General features: G+C 40.1%; 31 protein-coding genes. All 31 read right to left on the reverse strand.

Annotation, left to right across the window (positions count from 1 at the left end; all coding sequences use genetic code 11):
* Positions 1-3: 3 nt before the first annotated feature.
* The gene (locus OXPF_RS19535) at positions 4-213 is read right to left on the reverse strand and encodes a tail protein X (protein WP_054876896.1); all 210 of its coding nucleotides are present in this window, start codon (positions 211-213) and stop codon (positions 4-6) included.
* The gene (locus OXPF_RS19540; RefSeq protein ID WP_054876897.1) at positions 206-1993 is read right to left on the reverse strand and encodes a phage tail tape measure protein; all 1788 of its coding nucleotides are present in this window, start codon (positions 1991-1993) and stop codon (positions 206-208) included. The genes OXPF_RS19535 and OXPF_RS19540 overlap by 8 nt, the downstream gene beginning before the upstream one ends.
* A 126-nt stretch (positions 1994-2119) precedes the next feature.
* On the reverse strand, positions 2120-2467 hold the full coding sequence (locus tag OXPF_RS19545) for a hypothetical protein (RefSeq protein WP_054876898.1): 348 nt from the start codon (positions 2465-2467) through the stop codon (positions 2120-2122).
* Positions 2468-2499: 32 nt separating this feature from the next.
* Positions 2500-3009, reverse strand: coding sequence for a phage major tail tube protein (locus tag OXPF_RS19550; RefSeq protein WP_054876899.1), 510 nt, complete (start codon positions 3007-3009; stop codon positions 2500-2502).
* Positions 3006-4463: a phage tail sheath protein gene (locus OXPF_RS19555; protein WP_054876900.1), complete on the reverse strand. Its 1458-nt coding sequence runs from the start codon at positions 4461-4463 to the stop codon at positions 3006-3008. The genes OXPF_RS19550 and OXPF_RS19555 overlap by 4 nt, the downstream gene beginning before the upstream one ends.
* Before the next feature lie 15 nt (positions 4464-4478).
* On the reverse strand, positions 4479-5018 hold the full coding sequence (locus OXPF_RS19560; protein WP_054876901.1) for a hypothetical protein: 540 nt from the start codon (positions 5016-5018) through the stop codon (positions 4479-4481).
* Between the two features lie 3 nt (positions 5019-5021).
* Positions 5022-5645, reverse strand: a complete 624-nt coding sequence (locus OXPF_RS19565) for a phage tail protein (RefSeq protein WP_083480061.1) — start codon at positions 5643-5645, stop codon at positions 5022-5024.
* 5 nt (positions 5646-5650) lie between these two features.
* A complete protein-coding gene (locus OXPF_RS19570) occupies positions 5651-5962 on the reverse strand; it encodes a hypothetical protein (protein ID WP_054876903.1) in 312 nt (103 codons plus the stop codon).
* Positions 5962-6291, reverse strand: a complete 330-nt coding sequence (locus OXPF_RS19575; protein WP_054876904.1) for a DUF2190 family protein — start codon at positions 6289-6291, stop codon at positions 5962-5964. Before OXPF_RS19575 ends, OXPF_RS19570 begins: the two co-directional genes overlap by 1 nt.
* A 41-nt stretch (positions 6292-6332) precedes the next feature.
* Positions 6333-7790 carry a phage major capsid protein gene (locus OXPF_RS19580; protein WP_054876905.1) on the reverse strand — a complete coding sequence of 486 codons (1458 nt, stop codon included), beginning with the start codon at positions 7788-7790 and terminating at the stop codon, positions 6333-6335.
* Between the two features lie 12 nt (positions 7791-7802).
* Positions 7803-8450, reverse strand: a complete 648-nt coding sequence (locus OXPF_RS19585) for a hypothetical protein (RefSeq protein WP_054876906.1) — start codon at positions 8448-8450, stop codon at positions 7803-7805.
* On the reverse strand, positions 8377-9900 hold the full coding sequence (locus OXPF_RS19590) for a phage portal protein (RefSeq protein WP_083480063.1): 1524 nt from the start codon (positions 9898-9900) through the stop codon (positions 8377-8379). Before OXPF_RS19590 ends, OXPF_RS19585 begins: the two co-directional genes overlap by 74 nt.
* Positions 9901-9914: 14 nt before the next feature.
* The gene (locus tag OXPF_RS19595) at positions 9915-10115 is read right to left on the reverse strand and encodes a hypothetical protein (protein ID WP_054876907.1); all 201 of its coding nucleotides are present in this window, start codon (positions 10113-10115) and stop codon (positions 9915-9917) included.
* On the reverse strand, positions 10112-11986 hold the full coding sequence (locus OXPF_RS19600; protein WP_054876908.1) for a phage terminase large subunit family protein: 1875 nt from the start codon (positions 11984-11986) through the stop codon (positions 10112-10114). The genes OXPF_RS19595 and OXPF_RS19600 overlap by 4 nt, the downstream gene beginning before the upstream one ends.
* On the reverse strand, positions 11916-12464 hold the full coding sequence (locus tag OXPF_RS19605; protein ID WP_054876909.1) for a hypothetical protein: 549 nt from the start codon (positions 12462-12464) through the stop codon (positions 11916-11918). Before OXPF_RS19605 ends, OXPF_RS19600 begins: the two co-directional genes overlap by 71 nt.
* A gap of 143 nt (positions 12465-12607) precedes the next feature.
* Complete coding sequence (locus OXPF_RS19610; RefSeq protein WP_054876910.1) at positions 12608-12883, reverse strand: hypothetical protein; 276 nt, start codon at positions 12881-12883, stop codon at positions 12608-12610.
* Between the two features lie 39 nt (positions 12884-12922).
* Complete coding sequence (locus tag OXPF_RS19615) at positions 12923-13186, reverse strand: hypothetical protein (protein WP_054876911.1); 264 nt, start codon at positions 13184-13186, stop codon at positions 12923-12925.
* Between the two features lie 293 nt (positions 13187-13479).
* Complete coding sequence (locus OXPF_RS19620) at positions 13480-14028, reverse strand: site-specific integrase (RefSeq protein ID WP_054876912.1); 549 nt, start codon at positions 14026-14028, stop codon at positions 13480-13482.
* Positions 14025-14213 carry a hypothetical protein gene (locus OXPF_RS19625; RefSeq protein ID WP_054876913.1) on the reverse strand — a complete coding sequence of 63 codons (189 nt, stop codon included), beginning with the start codon at positions 14211-14213 and terminating at the stop codon, positions 14025-14027. The genes OXPF_RS19620 and OXPF_RS19625 overlap by 4 nt, the downstream gene beginning before the upstream one ends.
* Positions 14214-14324: 111 nt before the next feature.
* Entirely contained in the window at positions 14325-14879 is a 555-nt protein-coding gene (locus OXPF_RS19630; protein WP_054876914.1) for a hypothetical protein, read from the reverse strand.
* Between the two features lie 382 nt (positions 14880-15261).
* On the reverse strand, positions 15262-15510 hold the full coding sequence (locus OXPF_RS19640) for a hypothetical protein (RefSeq protein WP_054876916.1): 249 nt from the start codon (positions 15508-15510) through the stop codon (positions 15262-15264).
* Entirely contained in the window at positions 15511-15738 is a 228-nt protein-coding gene (locus tag OXPF_RS19645) for a hypothetical protein (RefSeq protein ID WP_054876917.1), read from the reverse strand.
* Positions 15739-15769: 31 nt separating this feature from the next.
* Positions 15770-16108: a hypothetical protein gene (locus tag OXPF_RS19650; protein WP_054876918.1), complete on the reverse strand. Its 339-nt coding sequence runs from the start codon at positions 16106-16108 to the stop codon at positions 15770-15772.
* 41 nt (positions 16109-16149) lie between these two features.
* Positions 16150-16488, reverse strand: a complete 339-nt coding sequence (locus OXPF_RS19655; RefSeq protein ID WP_054876919.1) for a hypothetical protein — start codon at positions 16486-16488, stop codon at positions 16150-16152.
* Positions 16489-16514: 26 nt separating this feature from the next.
* Positions 16515-16874 carry a hypothetical protein gene (locus tag OXPF_RS19660; protein WP_054876920.1) on the reverse strand — a complete coding sequence of 120 codons (360 nt, stop codon included), beginning with the start codon at positions 16872-16874 and terminating at the stop codon, positions 16515-16517.
* A 19-nt stretch (positions 16875-16893) separates the two neighbouring features.
* Positions 16894-17292 (reverse strand): single-stranded DNA-binding protein, encoded by a 399-nt coding sequence (locus OXPF_RS19665; RefSeq protein WP_054876921.1) that lies wholly within the window; start codon positions 17290-17292, stop codon positions 16894-16896.
* Positions 17293-18606, reverse strand: a complete 1314-nt coding sequence (gene dnaB / locus OXPF_RS19670) for a replicative DNA helicase (RefSeq protein ID WP_054876922.1) — start codon at positions 18604-18606, stop codon at positions 17293-17295.
* A gap of 3 nt (positions 18607-18609) precedes the next feature.
* On the reverse strand, positions 18610-19569 hold the full coding sequence (locus tag OXPF_RS19675) for a replication protein (protein ID WP_054876923.1): 960 nt from the start codon (positions 19567-19569) through the stop codon (positions 18610-18612).
* Positions 19562-19738 (reverse strand): hypothetical protein, encoded by a 177-nt coding sequence (locus tag OXPF_RS22675; protein ID WP_160317270.1) that lies wholly within the window; start codon positions 19736-19738, stop codon positions 19562-19564. Before OXPF_RS22675 ends, OXPF_RS19675 begins: the two co-directional genes overlap by 8 nt.
* 2 nt (positions 19739-19740) lie before the next feature.
* A complete protein-coding gene (locus tag OXPF_RS19680) occupies positions 19741-21369 on the reverse strand; it encodes a DNA cytosine methyltransferase (protein WP_054876924.1) in 1629 nt (542 codons plus the stop codon).
* A gap of 12 nt (positions 21370-21381) precedes the next feature.
* Positions 21382-21639 carry a hypothetical protein gene (locus OXPF_RS19685; protein WP_054876925.1) on the reverse strand — a complete coding sequence of 86 codons (258 nt, stop codon included), beginning with the start codon at positions 21637-21639 and terminating at the stop codon, positions 21382-21384.
* Positions 21640-21641 lie beyond the last annotated feature (2 nt).

The raw sequence follows: 21641 nt of genomic DNA on the forward strand, positions 1-21641 counted from the left end.
TTATCACCTCTTCCACGGAGGCAGGGTATATGCTGCTTCTTCCGATATTATAGGTATTTTAAGCCTAACCCCTTCGCTGAAAATTACCGTAGAAGCATGTTCCGGATTAGCCTGTATAATCAAATGTGCTTTAAACTCATCGTTGTATGCGTCTAAAGCTAATATATCGAAAGTGTCACCCTGCATGGTTGTATATTCAAAATAATCAGCCATATGCAACCCTCTCTTCATCCCTTTGGAATTCTTCCAGGACATCCATTAACGCCTGCTTTACAGATGATGCTATATTAGTAACCTGCTCCTGTGGTGTGCTTCCTGCTACAGTAATATTTATATTTATCATTGGCAGATGCCTGCCGCCTGATGTTGCTCCTATAGCTTTAGCAGTCTGATTGAGTATGGAAATACTCCTTGGGTTACGGTACTTTATAGGTATGGCTGCCTCAGGTCCATCTTCGCCGAATATGGAAGGTTTATTTGTAAAACCACCTTCTGCAAACATTGGCATTGGGCTTGAAATATATGACAATGATGATACTGCAGGAGCTTTAGGGTCTAAGGTTGTTGCCATAGGTATATTTACAAGCGGTATTTTATTAATCTTATCCACAACCCAATCAACGCCCGCCTTAAACGCACCCTTAATATTTTCCCAAATCTCGGCCAGTTTGACTGAAACCTTATCCCAATTTTTCCATAGCATATATCCTGCCGTAGCAACTCCTGCTATAGCTGCAACCACCCACACACCAGGGAATGCGATTGATGCCGCATTTAATGCCCATTGCGCAACAGTAGATAATCTGGCACCATTCATAAGCATATGTAATGCTCCTGAGCCTATAGCCCATGCTTTGCTAAGTCCGGATATTATCATCCCGCCTTTTTCTGCTGCCGTAAGCCCAAGCATGGCCAGCTTACTGGCCGTCAATCCGGCTGCCATACCCCATAATACAGGCTCAACCAAAGGCCAATAGTTTATAATAAGGTCTGCTGCTCCTTTTCCCATATTATATACATCTGCCAAAATGGGAGGAATTTTTGAAGCACCCTCAATGATTAATGGCATGTACCTCTCACCAACCTCAAAGGCTTTATCTGCAAAACCTGCAAGCATATTACCAAGCTTTTCAGCGTCTATTTTAGCCAATATATCATTTAGCACCTTTGTACCTCTTGTAAGGATGGGAAGTGACTTTGTTGCCAGTTGTGCTATCTTTTGATTAAAATTAGTCGCCAGAAGCCTTTTCTGATTTGCATAGCTTGTGTCAAGAGTTTTCGCAAAATCTCCCTGAGCATCTTTAGATTTCTCCATAAGATACCCGTATCTTAAAGCCACCTGTGATGCCTGGTCCATATTTTTATATGCTGTTTTTATACCCTTGCTTAAAGCAAAAGCCTCCAAATTGGCAACGGACATGTTAATACCCAGTGCTTTTAGAGGCTCAGTTTCTCCCGATATTCCGGCTCTTATTTTTGTAAAAGCTTCTTCATGGTCTAAATTATAAAAGCTGGCCATATCACCTGCAAGGCCTGTAAGATTCTCTGACATTCCCACAAGGCTTTGGCCTGTTATGCCACTGCTTTTTAGTAATGCTCCCATGGTACCGTTAAATTTCTTAGCCTGCATTTCAGACAGACCGAAGGCATTAAGAGCATTCTGAGCCCATGAATTTATCATCTTTGAGCCATTTTCTCCAAAGGTTGTATCTACAACGTTCTGTACTTCTGTTAAATCCGAGGCTAATTGTATTCCCTGAGTTCCTACAGTCTTTAATCCGCTTACAACCATAGATACTCCCTTTGTCAGTATGTTACCAACAAGCACACCTTTAGCAATATCCCAGGTCTTTGACATTACCCCGGCTGATTTAGTAGATTCTTTTGCCATATTACTATTAAGCTTTGAGGCTTTAGCCATGGCCGCTGAAAGGGACGGGTCTATTTTTCCGGCTAAAGTTATAAGCGCTCTCAGTTCCTTTTTACTTGCCATGCTTCACCTTCCCTTCCAGAGATTTTGTAACTCTATCGGCTTCGTCACATAAATCTTCAAAATATTGTACAAAGTCTGTAAGTGTCATTTCAAAGCATTGATTTAAAGGCGTGGAAGTATGCATTGTTATTTGGGTGATTCCTCTTCGGAGGTAATCGTCCGGTAGAATTCCTCCGAATCTAAGAAAAAATAGTTTCTGACCAAAGATGAGGCTGTTATTGTATCTTTCATTGACATCCTCATCACGTCCTGCTCTGTTATATTCTTATCTGCCTTTATAACAGCTTCTGCAAATATAAAAAGGTGATAATCCGGGTCTAATTCCTGGACACTTCCTGTAAAACCTGCAGCCTTAAATTTTTTTCCCACATTTATCTTGTCTTTAGCCGTCAGGACGTCAAAATCATAGGGAATTTCATTTACTGTTTCGCCATTTATATCTATTGGCACTTTTAATTTAAGCTTTTCTATCATTTCTTTACCTCCTGAATGATAAAAGTCAGCCCTTAACCAAGGGCTGACCTGATATCCTGCATATAATCTCTGCCGTTTATTTTAAAAATAAAATTACGCTTATCAATCAAAAGCGTTTCTTTTCCGGCCACTACCTGCCTGTACCTCAATACTTCAAAGTCGGCAGCGCCGTCCATTGTAGCATTGATTTCCACTTTCCCGGGGTCGTATTTTTTATTGATTCCGGTTATAAAAATCTTTGTTCCCTCCGGAATCATGCTGCCGTCAGTTGTCATTACGTCCCTTACAAACCTCAGCTCAATATTACGGATTCCCGGCCGCATCAATTCTCCGGAATTTTTGTTCATGGATCTTAAATTAACCGTAAATACCAAGCTGCCTATCTGGCCGCTTGCAGGCATATCTATAGTACCCATAATACCTGCTCCTTTTAGTTCGCCAGTCTGAGTCTCTATACTTGGCAGCTGTACTGATACATTATCATCAATCTCTAATCCGTCAGTCAACAGTTTATGTGCAATTACAGTACCGGATATTATCATGCCTGCTCACCTCCAAATAATATATTAATGCCCTGCGTGGTATATTGAAGCTTTGCATTAAGGCTTTTGCCGGGAGGAGTTGTAGTTGTTGCGATATCAAAATCAAAGTCACCCTCAACAATATCGCTTACAGGATTGCTGGTTTCGTTAAATTCAATCCTGGCATACAAAAGCCTGCCGTCGGATATAAAATTATCCATCCACTCCTGGAAGTCATTTAGTACAGTGTCTATTCTTGCCCTGTTCATTGGCTTATCAACGTCAATGCCATATCTGCTCTGGAATGTATTTAGAATGTAATACAGCATCCTCACATTTGAATCAAATTTATCTCTGGAATCCATATCCGCACCATATTCATAGGCTCCGGTATGCGGTCCCCATAAAACCCATCTGCCGCCCCAGTACATAGCAGTCCTTATGCCTTTGCTGTTTAAATCATTAGCCTGTTCCTGGTCATAGAATAGTTCGGTGCCGTCCTCAAGGATTACACCTGTAATGTCAATTTGCTTATTGGAAGGGGTTTCATATGGCACATTGTCATTATTATAATCCACCATTTGCATCGTTGCTGTGGTAAGGGTGGACAAATGAAATTTCCGGTCTCCTTTTTTAGCCATTGGCCAGCATGGAGCTTCACCGGCTCCGGTATATCCGTTTGTAGTTTTCCAAGTCTTGGCCTCGGCTATTGTTTCCACATTTTCATCGGCAGCAAGATTGCTGTTAACCCATGCATACCAATGACCGTTTATTTTCTGTGCTGCCGCCTTTAAAGCAGCATCTACAGCCGGAATATGGCTCCATCCGGGAGCATCAAGGATTGTTGGTATAATATTATGTGTCCTGTACACCAAGTCAACTGTAGATATGCCGCTTTTAACCCCCTCAGGAGTAGAACCTCCAACAATATCAGTATAAGCTACCAAATCCGGGTCAACTTTATAATGGGTTACTGTAACCGGCGATACCATAGCCCCGGTTAAGTCCCTGATTAGCACTTTTTCACCGTCCGGGGTATATTCGGCAGTAAAATCAGTACCAAGCACCTTCCCGGCAATGGCTACCGTATTAAGTATTACTTTATCGCTGTTTATGTACCCCTGGCCGTTGACAAGAGTAACGCTGGCTGATTCCGATTCTTCCCCTCTCATTTCTTCCGGGTCAAGGACGTTTATTACTACAATGGGGCCTATTGCCTGTATGCTGTTTTTAAAATGTGCATATATGGCTTCACAAAGGTCAAAATCTGCCCAGTTGTTGTCACTATATCCCACCTTGCTGACTGCATCAGCAAAGCTTTGGAGCAATATAGGCTTATTTACCTTATCCTCATACTCCATTAGCTGATGTACAGGCAACCTGCCGAAATATACCGGCAGTGTCGCCACACCCTCCGGTGGTAAAGCGTCCTGGGTAGGCAGCAAATCACCGTAGGCACCATGTTTATATGGCATATTATTTCACCTCTCTTATAAATATTGGTCTATTATTCCGGGCACGTATTGGCTTGGTTTTGTTCGTGCCCGGAAAGTAAGCCAGCCGTACCAATATGGGTACGGCTGCTCCTGATACATTCCCCATTTAAAGGGACCTTGCAAAGTTGTAATGCCAATTATTTGCTTTCGTGCTATTTCTAACTTTGTGCGATTTATAAAATTCAATAAGTCTTCATAGCCTATAAAATCAGGTGTAAATTTCAGGCCTCCGCTCTCTTTAGGCTCATGCAGTCCGGGGCTGTATACCACAAAGGTTATTCTTATATTTATCCCCGCCTCATCTCCGCTGTCCTCCCCCTCATCCATGCCGATAATTGCACATGGGATATCAGGTACCTGCTCCTCTGTTGTCCATCCTTCCGGCAGTTTCGGGGGAATCCATCCGATGTGGACAGAGGGAGTAATTAAAGCATAATTATTTATGTTGTTGGTTTTCTGCTGCAACTTGAATTTTGATGTCACATTATCCTGCAAAAACTTCTGTATAGCTTCAAGTACAAATATATCCGCCATAATTTAACCCCCTATCCTCTTGCTTGCCTTGTCAAGCCGGTAATTTATCTCATGTTCAATACGTTTTTCCAGCGTTTCCTGGGCTACCTTCTGGATTTCATCCTCTACTTTTGCATTGCCAATCATCTGAGGTACCGACAAAGTGCGTATAGGAGCAATAGGATATCTTGCCTTTCCCAGTCTGTGAAAAACATTAAACTGCACCTTATCAGCCGACTTTGCTCCTGTTGGTGCAATAAAACCTGTTTGAGACGGTACACTGCCATTAGCCTTTTTTATTTTAACTTTAACCCGGGCTTTTGGATGGTTTGAGCCTAATGTGAGTGCTATCATCCTGGTAGCCGGAGAATGCGGAAAATGGGCAAAAGATAAAGTATATCCTTTTGATTCTAAACTTGCATTTATGGTTTTTCCGGATGCCTTATTCTTTTTTATAGAATCCTTGACTTCCTTTTGTTTAATGGCATATTCCTTTACAGTAATTCTGCCTATTCTGGTTGCTATGGTATCAACAGTCCTGTTAATGGCAGATACAGCAGCTCCCGGCATTTCCTTTTCAAGGTTTTTAAGTTCAATTGCAAGCTTGTTTATTTGCTTTGTGTCAACAAATATTCTTTCCTTTGCCATGGTTATCACTCATTCCTTTTAAGGATTATTTCATATACACCGTCACTTATCCGCACATCAAACACCAACATAGACTGGTTATCAAATATCTGTATTTCATCAACCTTTGGAGGATTCCCATAGTCAGCGGCTCTGACAAAGTATAAAATTTCTCCTACGCTTATTCCGTCATATTCCTTTTTAGAGCGCTTAATGAGCTGGTCATTATCAACAACAACGACCAGCTCACGGTTATTTATATTATGCAGCTCAGCAAATTCATTAAGGTTGAAAAATAAGTTTTGGACATCATTTTCTATTATATCTTTAAGATTCATTAGTCTATTTTTACCTTTGCTAATGTTCCTGCCTGAGCTTTTGCTTCGACAACCACACCCGCTTTATAGGCTCCGGCAGTTTTTTCTACGATAGAATTTTCTGCATCCCAATACACTACATCACCGACAGCGAAAGCTGCAGTATTGTCTGCTGGGAGTTCAAACACCCCAACAATTTTCAGGGAGCCGGTAGCTCCGTTTTTAATATTTTCTCCTGCTATGCCTATCCTGCTGGTTATAGGGACAACGTCTCCGTATGCTATATCTGACCCTGATGAATTTGTAAAATCTAATGTATCGCCTCTCTGTATATATGCTCCTTTAGCCATGCTTTTTATCTCCTTTCGATTTAAAATATTTCAGCAGGAGATTATTCTCCTGCTGATGCTCCCGGATTCTTATATAAACCTCTGTAATCGAGGACATTTACACCATAATCAATGTAAATTCTCCATTCCATTCCCAAGAAGTCGAAGCCTACCCTGCTTTCGAGCTTCGGCATCTCATCGCCATTAAGGTAAGTTACTTCAATGGTATCTATGTCAGCCGGTGAAGCTGCCAGATAATGAGCTATCTCACTGTAATCATCAAGCTCAGCATCAACTACAAGGCTGTAAGAATTACGGAATACATTTGCTACTCCCGCATGTGCTCCTGCAGGGTCAGCAAGGGAAGTAAGGAACTGCTGTGCAGCAGTTTCCAAGGATGAAGGTACTATGAGGAAAGATGGTCCTATATTCAGCACCTCTTTACCTCTTAAATTTTTCTGTACCCTCATAGCTCTACGGCCTTCACCGATGGATATAGTATTTATAACTGCTCCGGATGAAGCTAAATTGCCATGGTCTGCATGGAAAAGAGTTTTGTTATCATATATTGTAGGATTACTTGCAAGAGTCTTATATACAAGCTTATTTATACCTCTTCCTGCTGCCCTTACATAAGCTGCGGGTACTCTTGTAAGGACGTCTATATCATCATTGACAAATGCTTCCCTGGTCAACCCAAATGAACGTCCAAATGTTGCTATAGATTTTTTTGCTTTGCTGTCTTTCATTTCATCAAATTTGAATTCCCCGCCCTGTGTCATTTTTACAAGTTCACCGGCCTCAGAAATCTGATAAACAGCTGCCTCTTTAAAATCAGGATTGCTGCCCTTTCTTGTCCACGCTTGATAAGTGGTATTCTGGGCTTTGTATGCTGTCGCCATGGACTTATTAACCGAATCTGACAGTATGCTTACAAACTGACTGTCAGGTGTGAGTGCAGCTCTTAAAAGCTTTTCGGCATCCAGTCTATGGGCATTATGATTGCCGGCTCTTTTTAATACATCAATTGCTATGTCACGAAGCCTCATACCCATTAAATCCCTTGCGCCTTCTGCAGGCTTGTCAATTGAAATTCCGCTTCTCATTAACAGGGCATCAGATGCCGCCGTCCTTATTTTTTCTTCTTCTGCTCTCACGACTTCAATGGCAGCAGGAGATGGCGCCCTTTCGCTTTTGATTTTTTCAAGAATTTTGCCTCTTACCTGCTCAATAGAAAGTCCATCCCGTATAAATTCGCTTGGATCCATTTCAAAGTCTCTGCACATAGTGCTTATTTCCGTCACACGCTGTCTTTCTGCCTGTATTGCCCTCTGCTCTGCCGTCTGTGTCTCAGCAGCCCTTTCCTCTTCTGCTATTTCTGCAGTTAAGGTGTCAATTTCTCTTTGCAGACTATCAAATTCAGCCTGCTCCTCGGAAGTTAACTCCCTTCCGGCTGCTCTGGCAGCATTAACAATCTCCTGCTGCTTTAATATTTTTTCACTGCGCTGATTTTTCTTCATTTTCATTCCTCCTTAAGATAAAATATTTTGATTTATTTGAATTTGCCTTTCATAAAGGCTTAAATTAGCAAGCGCTTGCGAATTTGACCTCTCTTTTGGGTTAACCTCCGGAGGCTCGTCCATGTTTCGTCCCAATCCTACCGATGGATCTGCAGGTGTAGGCTCCAGTGATATTTCTAAAGGCTCCCATTTCAATGCAATGTAGCATGGACCCGTAAATCTGCCATTGGATGATGTTTTTCCGGCTGAAACTTCCTCCCAGCTGCTTACTGCATATCCTACGGATACACCCTTGAGCATATCTTTTTTTACTTTCTGATAGATTTTATCGCTTTCTTCATCGTCGTCAAAGGTTACAAGAGCTTTACATTTGCGCTCACTGGCGTCAATCCATACTTTTTCAATTTTTGCTATAGGCAATCTGCCGAATTTAGGATCCCTGCCATGGGTAAAAAGTACGGTTCCCACTTCGGTGAGCCGCTTTAAGTCAACAGCTGTCTCATCATGCAGCAATATTTCAGGTCCATACCACCTGTCATATGCCAACTCAGATGAAAAAGAGAGTTCCATGGTACGGGATTCATCATTAACTGCCCGTATCTGTGCCGCTATCGTCCTCATCTGCTGCATCCCCGCCTGTGGTTTCGTCTGCTTCGTCATTTATTTCACCTCCTACCATTGAAATTCCTAAAGAATTGGCAAACTCTATTTCCCTAGCCCTCTGCTTTAATACATCTTTCCAATCCATGCCCCTTTCGGCACATATCCTGGCTAGGGTATCCATACCGCTCTTTATTGCCGTATCATTTGCCTTAACCTCTTTAAGGGGGTCAATCCAACTCCACCCCGGAGCTATCCATTCATGTTTCAGATATTTCAATTTATTGCTCCAAAAGTCCGGGATATTGATTTTTCCGGATATTACGGCTGATATTACAAATTCGGTATATACCTCATGGCAGAAATGTTCAATTAAAAATTGCTGTGCCATTGTGTATGTCCGCTGGTCCTCTAATAAGCCCTGCCTTGCGCTGCTGTAATTAACCTGCGACATATCACGGGATACTGCTTCATAAGATAATCCCTGTCCGCTGCCGGCAAGCCTCTGCTGAGAGGATATAAATTCCCTTGCATTGCTGCTTTGTCCGGATGGGTTAACCGATGCTATTGCTTCTCCCGGCTGCAATTCCTGTATCATACCCGGCGATATGGTTCTTTCCTTGTACCCGCTGTCAGGGTCTGTTTTTATCCCACGGCCTAAGCTGCCGCTTGGATTTATTTTCGTGATAAAAACAGCTAAACAAGCAAGTATTCTTTCTTTTACGGATATAGCCTCTACAAACTCATTGATATCTCTTACCCTTGGCAGCGTTTTAGCAAGAGGTGACATTTCCCTTATCTGCGTTGGCCTGTTTTTCTTCCAGAGAAAAATTATATCTTTTGCGGCTATCCGTTCACTCTGGCCTGTCCAGTATCCATCAGGAGTGAATTTTTTTAAATAATATGCAACAGGCTTATTATATTGGTTAAATTCTATTCCGCCGGCAACTCTGTTTTTATTTACTCCCGGCAGGCTGTTGAAAGATGAATCCAAATCATCTACTTCTCTGGCCTGCAAGCTGAAAGGGACAATTCCCTCGTTTGTATATACCTTTTGAAATATTATCCCGCCGTCAACCAACAAACGGCGCTCAGCCATGGCCTGCATCTCCTGAAAGGATTGCTGTCCGGTAATGTCACAGTTTCGGGGACGGCACCACTCTTTGAATAAATCCTCAATTTTCTGGTTTAATCCATCATCCTCTTTGCCATCGTCCTTGATTATTTTTGCTTGCACCTTAATTCCGGTACCTACAACATTTCTTTCATAGGGGCCGATTATAGCCTCGGCTATATCGCTGTTCCTTTCAAGGTCCCTTGACCTGGCTCTTATAACATCCCTTTGACCTTGGTCAGACTGCTCTGCCGTAACATTAACAGCAGTCCATCCGGAATTAAGCCTATCCATGCCGCCGGAATCATAAAAGCCTCTTAAAGCATTTCGCCAGGCCACGCGCCTATAACCCCATGAAGGACTAAAAAAAGCTATGGTTTTATCAATCCAATTCAATTTGTCACCCCCTTTCAGCGCCGGTCAAACTTGGCTACAAAGGTACTGCCGCTGTTTTCCTCATTTAATTGCTGCTGTAACCGCCGTCTTTCCTGATACAGTACAGAGAGATCTGCTTTACGTACCATCCTGCTGCCTATCCTGTATTCCTGGGCGCCGTTTTCAATGGCAGCTACTGCATTATTAATCTGGTTTAACTGCTCCTGTGTCGTCATCTTAACCACCTCCCTCTTTGCTGTATCCAACTGCTCTCCTGCTTTATAAAATTACTTTGCGGCTGAGGCTTTGGCCTCTGCTCCTGCTGCTCTTTATTATTAAATTGCAGATATCTTACATGCAAAAGGTCAGCTGCAAGTGCGGCATAAACCTCGGAATCCAAATAGTGGTTAGCAGCATGGGAAGATTTTGGTCTCCATACTTCAACCTCAATACCGCCTTTTTTTTCTATAACTTTTTCTTCAGCGCATATCTGCTCCGCATAGTCCCTGTCACAGCCTTTATACACCATCCATGAGCCTGTACCATTAGGACGGTTAAGCCTTCCGGCGATCATATCCTTATATTGTCCGCCATCAACCATATAAAGGCGCATACCATAAGCTTTACTGTCTACCTTTTCAATGGTGCTCATAGAGTATCTGGACTGTAAAGGCCGGGAGGAACCTTTAACAGGTACTGCCCATTCCTGATTTATTACACAAAATTCATATACTTCATCTGTTCTGTCTCCGGAGTCAACGGCACATAAATTGACCTGATATTGATTTCCGTATCTGTCCTCGAATGGATAATTCATAATGCTTTCTATCTGGTCCCAGGTTTCAGCCTGGCCATGTGCAATATTCCAGCTGGTCATGGATGTTCCCCAGGCTCTTATTGTGTAATAAAAATAGCCCCTTTGTACGTCAACACCAGCTGTTATAAGCTGTGTGCCGTCCGGGACTACACCCTCATCATATTCAGATTGCCGCTCTAACACCAAGTCTGAATTTAATTTTACATCTGTCTGCTCCCATGGTTCCGCTAACCATGAGTTTACAAAGTTCATGAGTAGCTCAGGGAAGTCTTTTGACTTTAAGAATTCATAAGCTATATCCCCGAATTTCAGCCAGGGGGAATAAATTGCATTTATATGGAATGCTGTTTTCCTTGTGCCTGTTTTTCTCTCTGATATCCATTTCCCGGAGATTATCATGGTCTGCTTATGGCTGTCCATAATCATGCCCTTACATTCTTCACATTCATAGTATGCCGTTGCCTGGGCTTCTTCAGCTGTTGATTCCTTTGGCCATTTAATCTGCTTAAACTTAAAGGTCTGATGATGGCCGCAATGAGGGCAAGGCACATAATAGCGGCGCTGGTCATCCGCACTCTCCCACTCCTGCCATATAGGATTGGCTTTCCTTGTGGGGGTTGAAATTTTTATTATTTTCTTACTTGTCGGGTAAGTCCTTGTACGTTCAATCGCCAACTTTCGGGGGTCTGCTTCTTTACCGGAACTGAGAGGAAATTTATCCAATTCATCCATTATTACAAATCTCACGGGCTTTGAAGCAAGTGACGAAGGTGAATTCGCTCCAGAAAGCGCAATAAACATACCATCAAATTGAAGTTCAAGTAACTTACTCTCCCCTTCGTGATATCTTTCTTTTAACTTGGGGCATAAGTCGACCATTGGTTTCAGCCTGTTTTTACTGGTCCACTCTGCAAGGTCAATAGTCGGATATACAATCATGGTCGGGCTAGGATCCTGTTCTATAATATATCCCACCATGTTGTTAGCGCCTTCTGTTCCGCCTATTTGCGTTGACTTGCAAATTACGCTTTCTTCTATTTCCGGGTCATTAAATGAGTCCATAATTTCCCTTAAGTATGGGGTTCTGTCTGTTTTCCATCTTCCTGGCTCAGATGAAGTTTTTGCATCCAGTATTCTGTTTTTATCTGCCCATTGGGAAACTGTGAGGTCTTCCGGTGGTCTTAGTACATTAAGGGAGCTGCTTAACCAGTCAGGCCATTCATGCTTCTTCTTTCTTTTTCTTCTTGGTCGCCGAATATACGCCGTCGATAGATAATTGTCCAAGGGCATCTATAAGCAACTCCGTAACCATTTTTTCAATTTTTCTGACTGTAATATTATCAACATAAGCTCCCACCTCATTTGACACTTTACGGCTGATAGCCATAAGTGACCTTTTTAGCACTACGAAAAATCTTTGCAGTTCAGAGGATACACTCTCCTTAGTTACATATTCTCCACGGGCAACTGCATTATTAAATTCAGCCTCCTCGGCTTTGTACATCTTATATTCGGCTTCCCATTTCAATTTCTGGGATGCAAGGGACATATTCTCCAGATCTTCTTCAGTTTTAATGCCGGTACCAACTAAACCCCTCCAACGTAAAATGTCCCATATCGGCCACCAACCTCGGGCAGCTTTGGGACATCCTTTTTCCTCCCACTCACTTAAAGTTTTACGGGCTATATTTAATTGCTCACATACTTCCTCGGTTGTTGCGCACAATTTACCATCAATTTCCTTGTATCTATCCTTTAAATTTTCCATGTCAAACCACCTTTGTTACCCTGATAAAATTTTTTGTACTGACGAAATTCCCGGGGTTCGCCAGACCCGCACCTCCCCGGGGGCCTGGGAAGGACCCAAAATTATAACGCGGCTTATAAAACATGTCTATAAAGCTGCTTACATCAAGGGTTTGTATTGCTTTCGTCTTCATCTTCCTTAGTCTTTAAATTTATTAGTTCTGCACATATGTATATAAACCTACATTTCTTTTTAATACACTTATCACAAAGTGCAGAATGGAATGCTGGCGATGTATCTTCTTCTCGAATATCTTTACAATAGTCGCTCATTTCTAAAGTAAATTTAAGGGTCACCCACAAATCAGTATATGGATTTCCACAGGTTTTCTTATCTTTTACAGGTGGAGGTAAATTAGGTTTATTAAAAACGTAAGGCATATTAATTCCCTTTCTGATTTTTTATCTATATATGGGGTATTAAATTGTTGTATTTTTAGGAGGGGAAATCTTTGTTTTGATACCAAAATATTTCAGGTCATCTATATTACCAAGGTATACACCTATATGGTCAGGATTAAATGTATTTTCTATCCATAACCGAAATTTAAAATTTCGTAGTGGATCATAATCCGAATCACATGTTTTTATAATTACATTTGAATTTCTGGAAGGTTTTATTGAAGATTTTAAATTCATAGCAGCAAATATCCATAAAAATAAACTGATTAATACATAAATCATATTTTTCACTCCTTTAAATTTTCAGAATTGTTTCATAAGATGACACAATTTCCATTAACTTTTGATAACTTTCTAGGTTTTTCAAGGCCTGAGGGCAAGTCAATTGTTACCCTCCCTAAATAAAGGCGAAAATACCCCTCTACATTTGCACATTACCCCTCTACATTTGACAATTCAACATATCTTATTATTGTGTGTATCCTCAAAACGTATCTGTAACCCTTTATATATCAACACTTTTCGTATTTACAATATTAGGCTATTCACAGTTTTTTGTTTATGTTGACCATACGCTAAAATATTTTGAATTTTTTAACCGCATCATTAATTGATTCCTGTATTAATCCTATATATCTAAGGGTTATTCCGGGGTCGCAATGGTTAAGAATTTCCATCAACATGACTACATCTTTTTTTTGCATATAAAAATGATAACCAAAGGTTTTACGTAAGGTATGTGTACCAATATTCTCCAATCCATATTTATTACCGGCATTCTTTAAAATCTTATATGCTGTTGTCCTATCAATTGGTTTATTCTTCTTCTGACTGGACTTGAATACATATTCTTCCGGTGACATATCTTTCAGGTATTCATCCAGAATTTTTTTTAATACCTTATTGATGGGAAGAATGACTTGCTTCCCTGTTTTTGTCTCCCGGAGGTTTATATATTCCTTGCCTTTAAGGTCATTAACCCGGAGTTTTATAATGTCGCTGATTCTACGGCCGGTATAAATACCATACATAAACATTACATAATCTCTCATATTAGATTTTTTTAAATCATTTGCTATATTTTCAAGTATAATCGGGTCCCTTATTGGCTCTACATAATTCACTTACCCCAGCTCCTTTGCACTATCGCTCCTTTACGTCTTTTATGGCTGTCATGCTGCATTAAATTTCGAATATCATAAAAGGAGAGGTGCTCCTTCTTGGGTGCCCTCTCCTTCTTTTTCCTTTTATTATTTAATTTTATATATTCATTAGGTTGTTGGCTCCGGAGTATATCTCCTATTTTCAAACACCTCACCTCTTTAGTGCAATATAAAAAGCCCTGCTTGTATACAGGACTCTTATGATACTATCATAACTCGTGTTTTTGAGTTTGTCAGTGTATAAAAAGTGTAGTATTTTATCGATTAGATATTTCAGCACTAATTCTCTTAATCCAGTCTAATGAATATCCTAGCTCATCTGCAATTTGTTGCAAAGATTTATTTTCAATTATCTTCATCCATGCAACTTTGAAATGTATTCCTTCGAGTGAGCTAATTCTCATATCTAATTCTTCTTTTGTCCTATGTAATTGATTCAATATACCCTCTTCGATGAACAGCATATTATCTAACCTATTGAGGTTTTCTATTATTTTATCAAATGGTAATGACACAAAATTTGATTTTGGCATACCATCTATAGTGATGGATGAAATATCTCCTGGTCCTGAAGAATGAAATTGTTTTAAGTAATATTTTTGTTCTATTTTTGCATTCTCTATTATTAATTGGTGAATTTTTATTTGGGTTAGTATGTCCTTATAATTTTCTATATAATGCAGCTCACTCAATATAATCACCTCTCTTTTCAACCTCCTCGCCGCCCAGATACAGGGCTTGTACCCAGGCAGCATCCAGATTGCCCTTTGTTCCTTTTCCTTGTCTACATGTGGGTTATTTATTTGTTGCATTCCCTACCTTTTTTCAGGAGGGAAAATTTTGATTAAGTTAAAATAACTGATTCTATTTCATCCTTTACTCCTAATTGGCACCTTTCCGCTTATTAAACTTTAACCATATACAATACAAACTTACGCCGTACGTATTGGCTATATCTTGATAAATAATCCCCTGCTCCCTTAGCCGACGTATATTTGCTAACTCACCCTGGGTAAATGTTCTTGTCTTAGGCTTACGAGTTTGAGGAGGAAGTAAATTAAACTTTCTAAGTATCTTATCTATAGGCACTACCTCGGGTGTCAAGATTGCATATATAAGTGCATATACATTATCTTTGTTATCCAATTTACTTTCTCTCCTCTACTTCATAATTTCCTTGAAATGCGTACTACCTTATAACTTTTCTATTAATTTTGGTATGCCTTTTTTCACAATCTCAACTGCTGCTCTATCTACAACCCTTTCAATTATTTCATCCTTTTTTGTGTAGATATATTGCTTTATAGCTTTGTCTACCCCTTCTCTTATACCGTATCTTGCTTCTCTGTTTTCGTATTTATGTTCTGCTACAATAAGCCTTGCAATTTCCTGTGAGACCAATTCCGCAATATATTTTTCGTCAATTTCAATCTCTATTTTCATTTATATATCACTCCAATCTAAATCCTTTGGTTCATAAGGTGCTGGCATTGGCATCCATGCAATTACTTCACTTATATCAGGCATTAACACATTCCCTATTTCGCCAAAATAAAAAGCATACCCTTGACCATAAATCTTTTTCATATACCATACTGGATATCTGAGTTCTAATTGTTTTCTGTAGTGTTCTTTTACGGTTACGATTACACAATTACCTACTGGCGGCAATCCTTACTTATCGGTATCCACTTCATATTTTTCACTTTGCTTCCCCCTTTGGTGGAATTTTTTCAAGTTCTTCGCATATATAATCCCAATTAAAGCAATCCCCGAACAACAAACTTCTTACCATTTCTAACTTGTTTGCAATATCGGAAAGGTCTTGATTTTCAATAATGCCACTTAACAGCCTTTTATATTCTTCTTCTACGTATGTTGTAGTGTTTAAAGTATGGATTATATAACTATGTTCTCCGCCAAGGTAATACAATCCATGTATAGCATCATTTAATGCTTTTAATATAGTTGCAGAGTTATCGGCATAATAAAGTACATTACTACCGCTACTCCATAATTTTTTATAATCATTTTCGCCCAATTCTACACCTCCATTAGTACGCATTAATTACAGATTGTGAATTAATCTATATCTGCTGGTCTTCCATTTGAAAACCAATTTAGTTTAAAATCGTCAGGAACATCAATTTCCAAACAACAAGAATAAGGAACATCGCATGCTGATATACGCATTGGCCAATTTGGTATTTTTGAACCTTCTCCATGCGGGGATATGCCAATTGTCCAGCAACCGTCATTAGGATGTATATAGTAGTGTCCAATTACGAATAGATTGCCTTCACTCGAAGTTATTAGGCATTGTATAGGTTTGTTATTGCTACAATTATCAACATCCTCATTGGTAATTGCATATTCTCCGAAAGTATCATCTGAATAACCGTAAAATTTTAATGTTTTCATAGTAATCTCCTTTACAGATTGTGTACTCAAGCCTGATATAATGGGCTTATACCATATTTTTCTTCAAGCTCAGCCGCTTTTTTAAGTATCTCTTCTTTTTTGCTTTCTGCTTTTTCCTTGAAGTCTGCGTCACACAGTACAGCACCTGTCCTACCATCTGTTATATAGCCGTAACATACGAACATTTCCCTGCCCAAAACCTCAGTTTTTTTACCCATCGCTTCAATCCATTCATATTTCCCAGCCGGATTTTTAATATGTTTAAAAAACTTATCTGGATATTCAAAACAATCGCATTCACCTTCTTCATTGATTTTCAATTCTTCGGTTACACATTCACCTTCTTTATAATATTTACAAACATCAATGTCACATTTTACTTTCATTTTTCCTCACCTTTCCCTTTTAAAATGGAATATCAACTTCGCTCATATCCACCGGAGTAAAATCATTTTCCTCCAAAGCACCTGTAGGCTTATTTTCAGCTTTTCCACCGCCCAAAAATTGCACCTCATCAGCAACTACCTCAGTTACATATCTTCTCTGTCTATTGCTATCCTCATAACTCCTAGTTTCAATCCGTCCGGATACAGCAGCTTGTCTACCTTTTATAAGATAATTTGCAACATTATCAGCCAACTTGCCCCATACCACAATGCTTATAAAATCAGCCTTTTTTTCTCCGTTGCTATCCTTAAAATTTCGATTAACAGCAAGTGTAAATCTAGTAACCGCTTTACCGCTCGGTGTAAAACGGAGCTCTGGATCTTGTGTCAGTCTGCCGATTAAAAATACCTTATTCATTTAATCATCCCTTCGCCCATTATCTAAATTCCTGAATTTCTGGAACTCTGCCAACCAGCCAAGCTCAACAGTACCGACGGCACCGTCTCTGTTTTTATTTATAATGCACTCTACAATACCTTTCTTACTGCTGTCGGCATTATAATAATCATCCCTATATAGCATAAGCACTACATCTGCATCCTGCTCCACTGCTCCGCTCTCCCGGAGGTCTGAAAGCCTGGGCCTCTTATTGTCTCTGGCTTCCGGTCCTCTGTTAAGCTGACAAAGTATAATTACCGATATATCCAATTCATTGGCCATTTTTTTAAGTTGCCGGGATATTTTGCTTAATTCCTGCTCCCTGCTGTTTGTCCTTTCGCCGCTTTCGATAAGGCCTATATGGTCCACTACAACTACATCAAGGCCCTGTTTTATTTTCAACTTTTTACATTCGGCTTTAATTTCCTGAATAGATATTTCGGATGTATCATCAATCATCAATTTTCTTCTGGATATTTCAGCCGATGCCCCGACTATCTTTGTAAAGCTATCATCACTGAGCCTGCCTTGCTTAATATTTTCAAGCCTTATCATGGTATCCGTAGACAATATTCGTTGCATCAATTTCTCTTTTTTCATTTCAAGAGAGAAGAAAGCGGCTGAATAATCTTCGGATACATTTGCAGCTATCCTCAAGGCTAATGCAGTCTTTCCCATGCTTGGCCTGGCTGCTATGACAATATAATCTCCCCTGAGTAAACCATTTATGGACTTGTCTATATCATAAAATCCAGTCTTAATACCAACTATGCCGCCGCCGTTTTTATAGTTTTTCTCAATCTGCTCCAATGTGCTGTTTATGGCTTCTTCGGCTGTTGCAAGCTTTTTATCTCGGTTTACGCTTAGACTAAAAAGCTTATCCTCAGTGTTTATCATTACATCCCTGGAACTCTGATTATCATCAAAGGCAGCATTATAAAGGTCATATGCTATATTACTGATGCTCCTCTTGTTAGATTTTTCTTTGACTATAGTTGCATAATCCTTTACATTTACACGGACACCGCCCTTAAAGAGTTCCCCAAGGTAAAGCATCCCACCGATATCTTTTAGTCTGGGCTGCAACTGCTCCCCAAGAGTTACAACGTCGATATTTATATCATCCTGATACATTTTAAGCATGGTATTGTATATAATACGGTTTTTGCTGTCATAAAAGTCATCAGGCTTTATAATACCTATGACATCATTAATGCAGTTTTGGTCTATAAGGATATTGCTTAAAATGCTCTGTTCCGCTTCTAAATTATGCGGAGGTACTTTGTATTCCATAGGCTACCCTCCTTGGCATTTGCATCTGTATTCTTCTTTTCCATCCTCTTTCACCCAGCCTGTATCCTTACAGAAGGGGCATATATATTCACCTTCTTTTTTCAAGGAGCCGGCATTGGGTATGTTATCTCCCTTTTTAGTTGGGCTTGCTCTGGTTTTGAGTTGTAGATTGTAACTAATCCACTGGTCACCTTCGTCCACAAACTCTGGCAAGCCATTCTTTTGCTTTAAAAATTTACCTAAATCCCAAGGATGCTTATAATAATAACCGTCATCGTCATATATCGTTGCATAGTTGCTTATGGCTTGGATTATTAAATCCTTACCGTGCTTTTTCAGAGCGGCATTAATTTTTGTTTTTAAATCCGGAGTGGGTTTATGTTGTTTTAAACATTTTGATTTCCAGTAATTTAAAATTTCACTTTCAACCGCACTATATATATTTTCTTTATATTTTGTTTTATTTTTTATTTCTTGGTTGGCGATTTCGCCAACTGTACCGTTGGCAGTTTCGCCAACCCCTTTGTTGTTACTTTCGCCGTTGTCTATTTCGCCAATGGCAGTTTTGCCGTTGGTTATTTTGCCAATAGGTATAACATTTTCAGTAGGGGGATAATCCATCCACTCAGTGTAATGTTTATTAAATCCGATTATCCTTTTACTGCCTTTTATGTTTTTATATATTATTTTTCTGTCGGTTAGGTCTTTTAGCTCCCGCTGGATGTTACGTTTATCGCATCCGGTGGCCTCAGCCAGAAAGGTAAGTGATAATTCGTGTTCTTTTCGTTTAAATCCATATGTATAGCGCCAAATTACAAATATTAATCTGTATTGAGTAGGACTGATTTTTATTTGCGCTATTTTCTCAAGTATCTCATTCGCTATAGCTGTATAACCGTTCTCTAACTGCACATTATCCAAATTATCACCTACCTTGTGTATCAATTCTGCTTTACTATTCATAGTTGTATCGTCTCTGTCGGGCTCCCTTAACCGTAATGTTTCTGCACCGATGATTAATTTGAGCAAACCTGTCCATCTCGTAAGCATCTGCATCCCTCTGGGCCTTAGCTTTAACTGTCTTATCCCGTCTAAAAGCAGATATAAACTGCTGCTTTGATAGCTTTGTCATGGTTATGCCTCCTTTACCGCATCAGTAGTGCCTGTACATAATTCCGGTAGATTTGCCCTTATTAATGCTTCAGGTATCACCGGCGAAACGGAGTTACCGCATCTTGCAACCTGCTGTGTTTTAGGATATGGATTACCTTTATCATCCCTGTCTATTATGTAGTCACTTGGGAAGCCTTGAGCTGCAAATAACTCATGTGGCTCTAGCATCCTCATTCCTATATCAACAATCTGATAATCCTTACCTTTTACAGTTATAATTCCGAATCTGTCTTTCGCTGTTATGGTCCTCAAAGGAGCATCTATTCTTTGGCCTATATCCTTATCATTACCGTAATAGCTCATTAAAAAGGTTCTGACCTCTCCTATATGCCCGGGGCCTGCAACGATAGTATTAAGTGGCTTATTTAAGGGTGTACCGTCACAGTTATTATTCATTTGTATAAGATGGCTTGTGACAAGTGCATGATGGTCCTTAGCTGTTATTGTATGGACAGGTGCATTGAGAGGAGCTCCGTCACCTTTATAATTACCGCCATAGTATTTTGTCAGGAAAGCGCATGTAAGCGCATATCTATTTGAGGTGTCCTGTGTAAGCAATGGCCTGTCTAATGTTTGTCCTCTCACATTGTCATCATAGCTGTGATATTGAGTTAAAAATGGGGTTACAAGCATATGCTCTGCCTTTGACACTATTGTTGACAATGGGTCCTCAATTCCGTGGAGCCTATCTCCTCCGCCTGTATGCCCCAGCTGTGTTATAACCGGCGTTACTATTCCAAATCCATGCTTTGCTGTGATAGTTGGCAAAGGGGCATTGATGGAGTTACAATAATGATGTTTCGCCCCTGAATGATTAACCTGCACTATAAAAGGCTCCGGATTATCAATTACAAACTTTTGTATTCCTTTGGCTATTCTCCGCAGGGTATTTTCTGCAAGTGGCTTCTTCCTCTCAAATATACTTGGGCAAGGAAGGGACCAGTCTATTATCTCCGCTGCCGTCCTCAATGGTTTTAATAATCCTGCATATACTTCCAGAGAGTCAGGGACTCCATGGGTCGGCTCTGGCCAAACAATCTTTTTACCATCACATCTGGCTATTAAAAACAATCTTTTGCGTATGGTAGGAGCTCCGTAATCACATGCTCTGAGTTCCCGCCAATCAACTTTATAGCCATATTTCTTAAGAGCCTTTATAAATAAGTTAAACGTCTCCCCTTTACGCTTTGGATCTGGGTAATTGTCTACCAGCGGCCCCCATGTCTTAAATTCCTCTACATTTTCTAGCATTATTACTCTTGGCCTTACTAACTTAGCCCACTTTATAACTACCCAGGCAAGCCCCCTGATGTTTTTATCTACTGGCTTGCCGCCTTTAGCTTTTGAAAAATGTTTGCAATCAGGGCTAAACCAAGCCAATCCTACAGGCCTGCCTGCACAGGCTTCAACTGGGTCAACCTCCCACACATTCTCACAGTAATGCTTTGTGTTGGGATGGTTAACTTTATGCATTGCTATAGCATAAGGGTCATGGTTTATTGCTATGTCTACCGGACGGCCTGTCGCCATCTCTGCTCCCTTGGATGCTCCACCACCGCCAGCAAAATTATCTACTATGATTTCCTGCATATTATCCCGCCTTTATACTTCATTTGCCTTAACTATTGTATAGACTTTCGTCAGACCTGCTATTAAATTTTCTAACTCTGAATTTTGAATGGTAAGATATTTATTATGCTCCTTTATTATCTGTACACAATCTTTACTGATTTTGTATTTAAAGTCTTCGCCTTCATAGATGGCTGATAATTTTTCAAATTTCTTTTTTTCTGGATGGATTTCTGCCGCCAAGGGTAGTTCTGCCAGTTTATTAAGTTCTTCAGTTGTTCTTTTAGCCATTA

It is taken from the genome of Oxobacter pfennigii (assembly GCF_001317355.1).
GTDB lineage: Bacteria > Bacillota > Clostridia > Clostridiales > Oxobacteraceae > Oxobacter > Oxobacter pfennigii.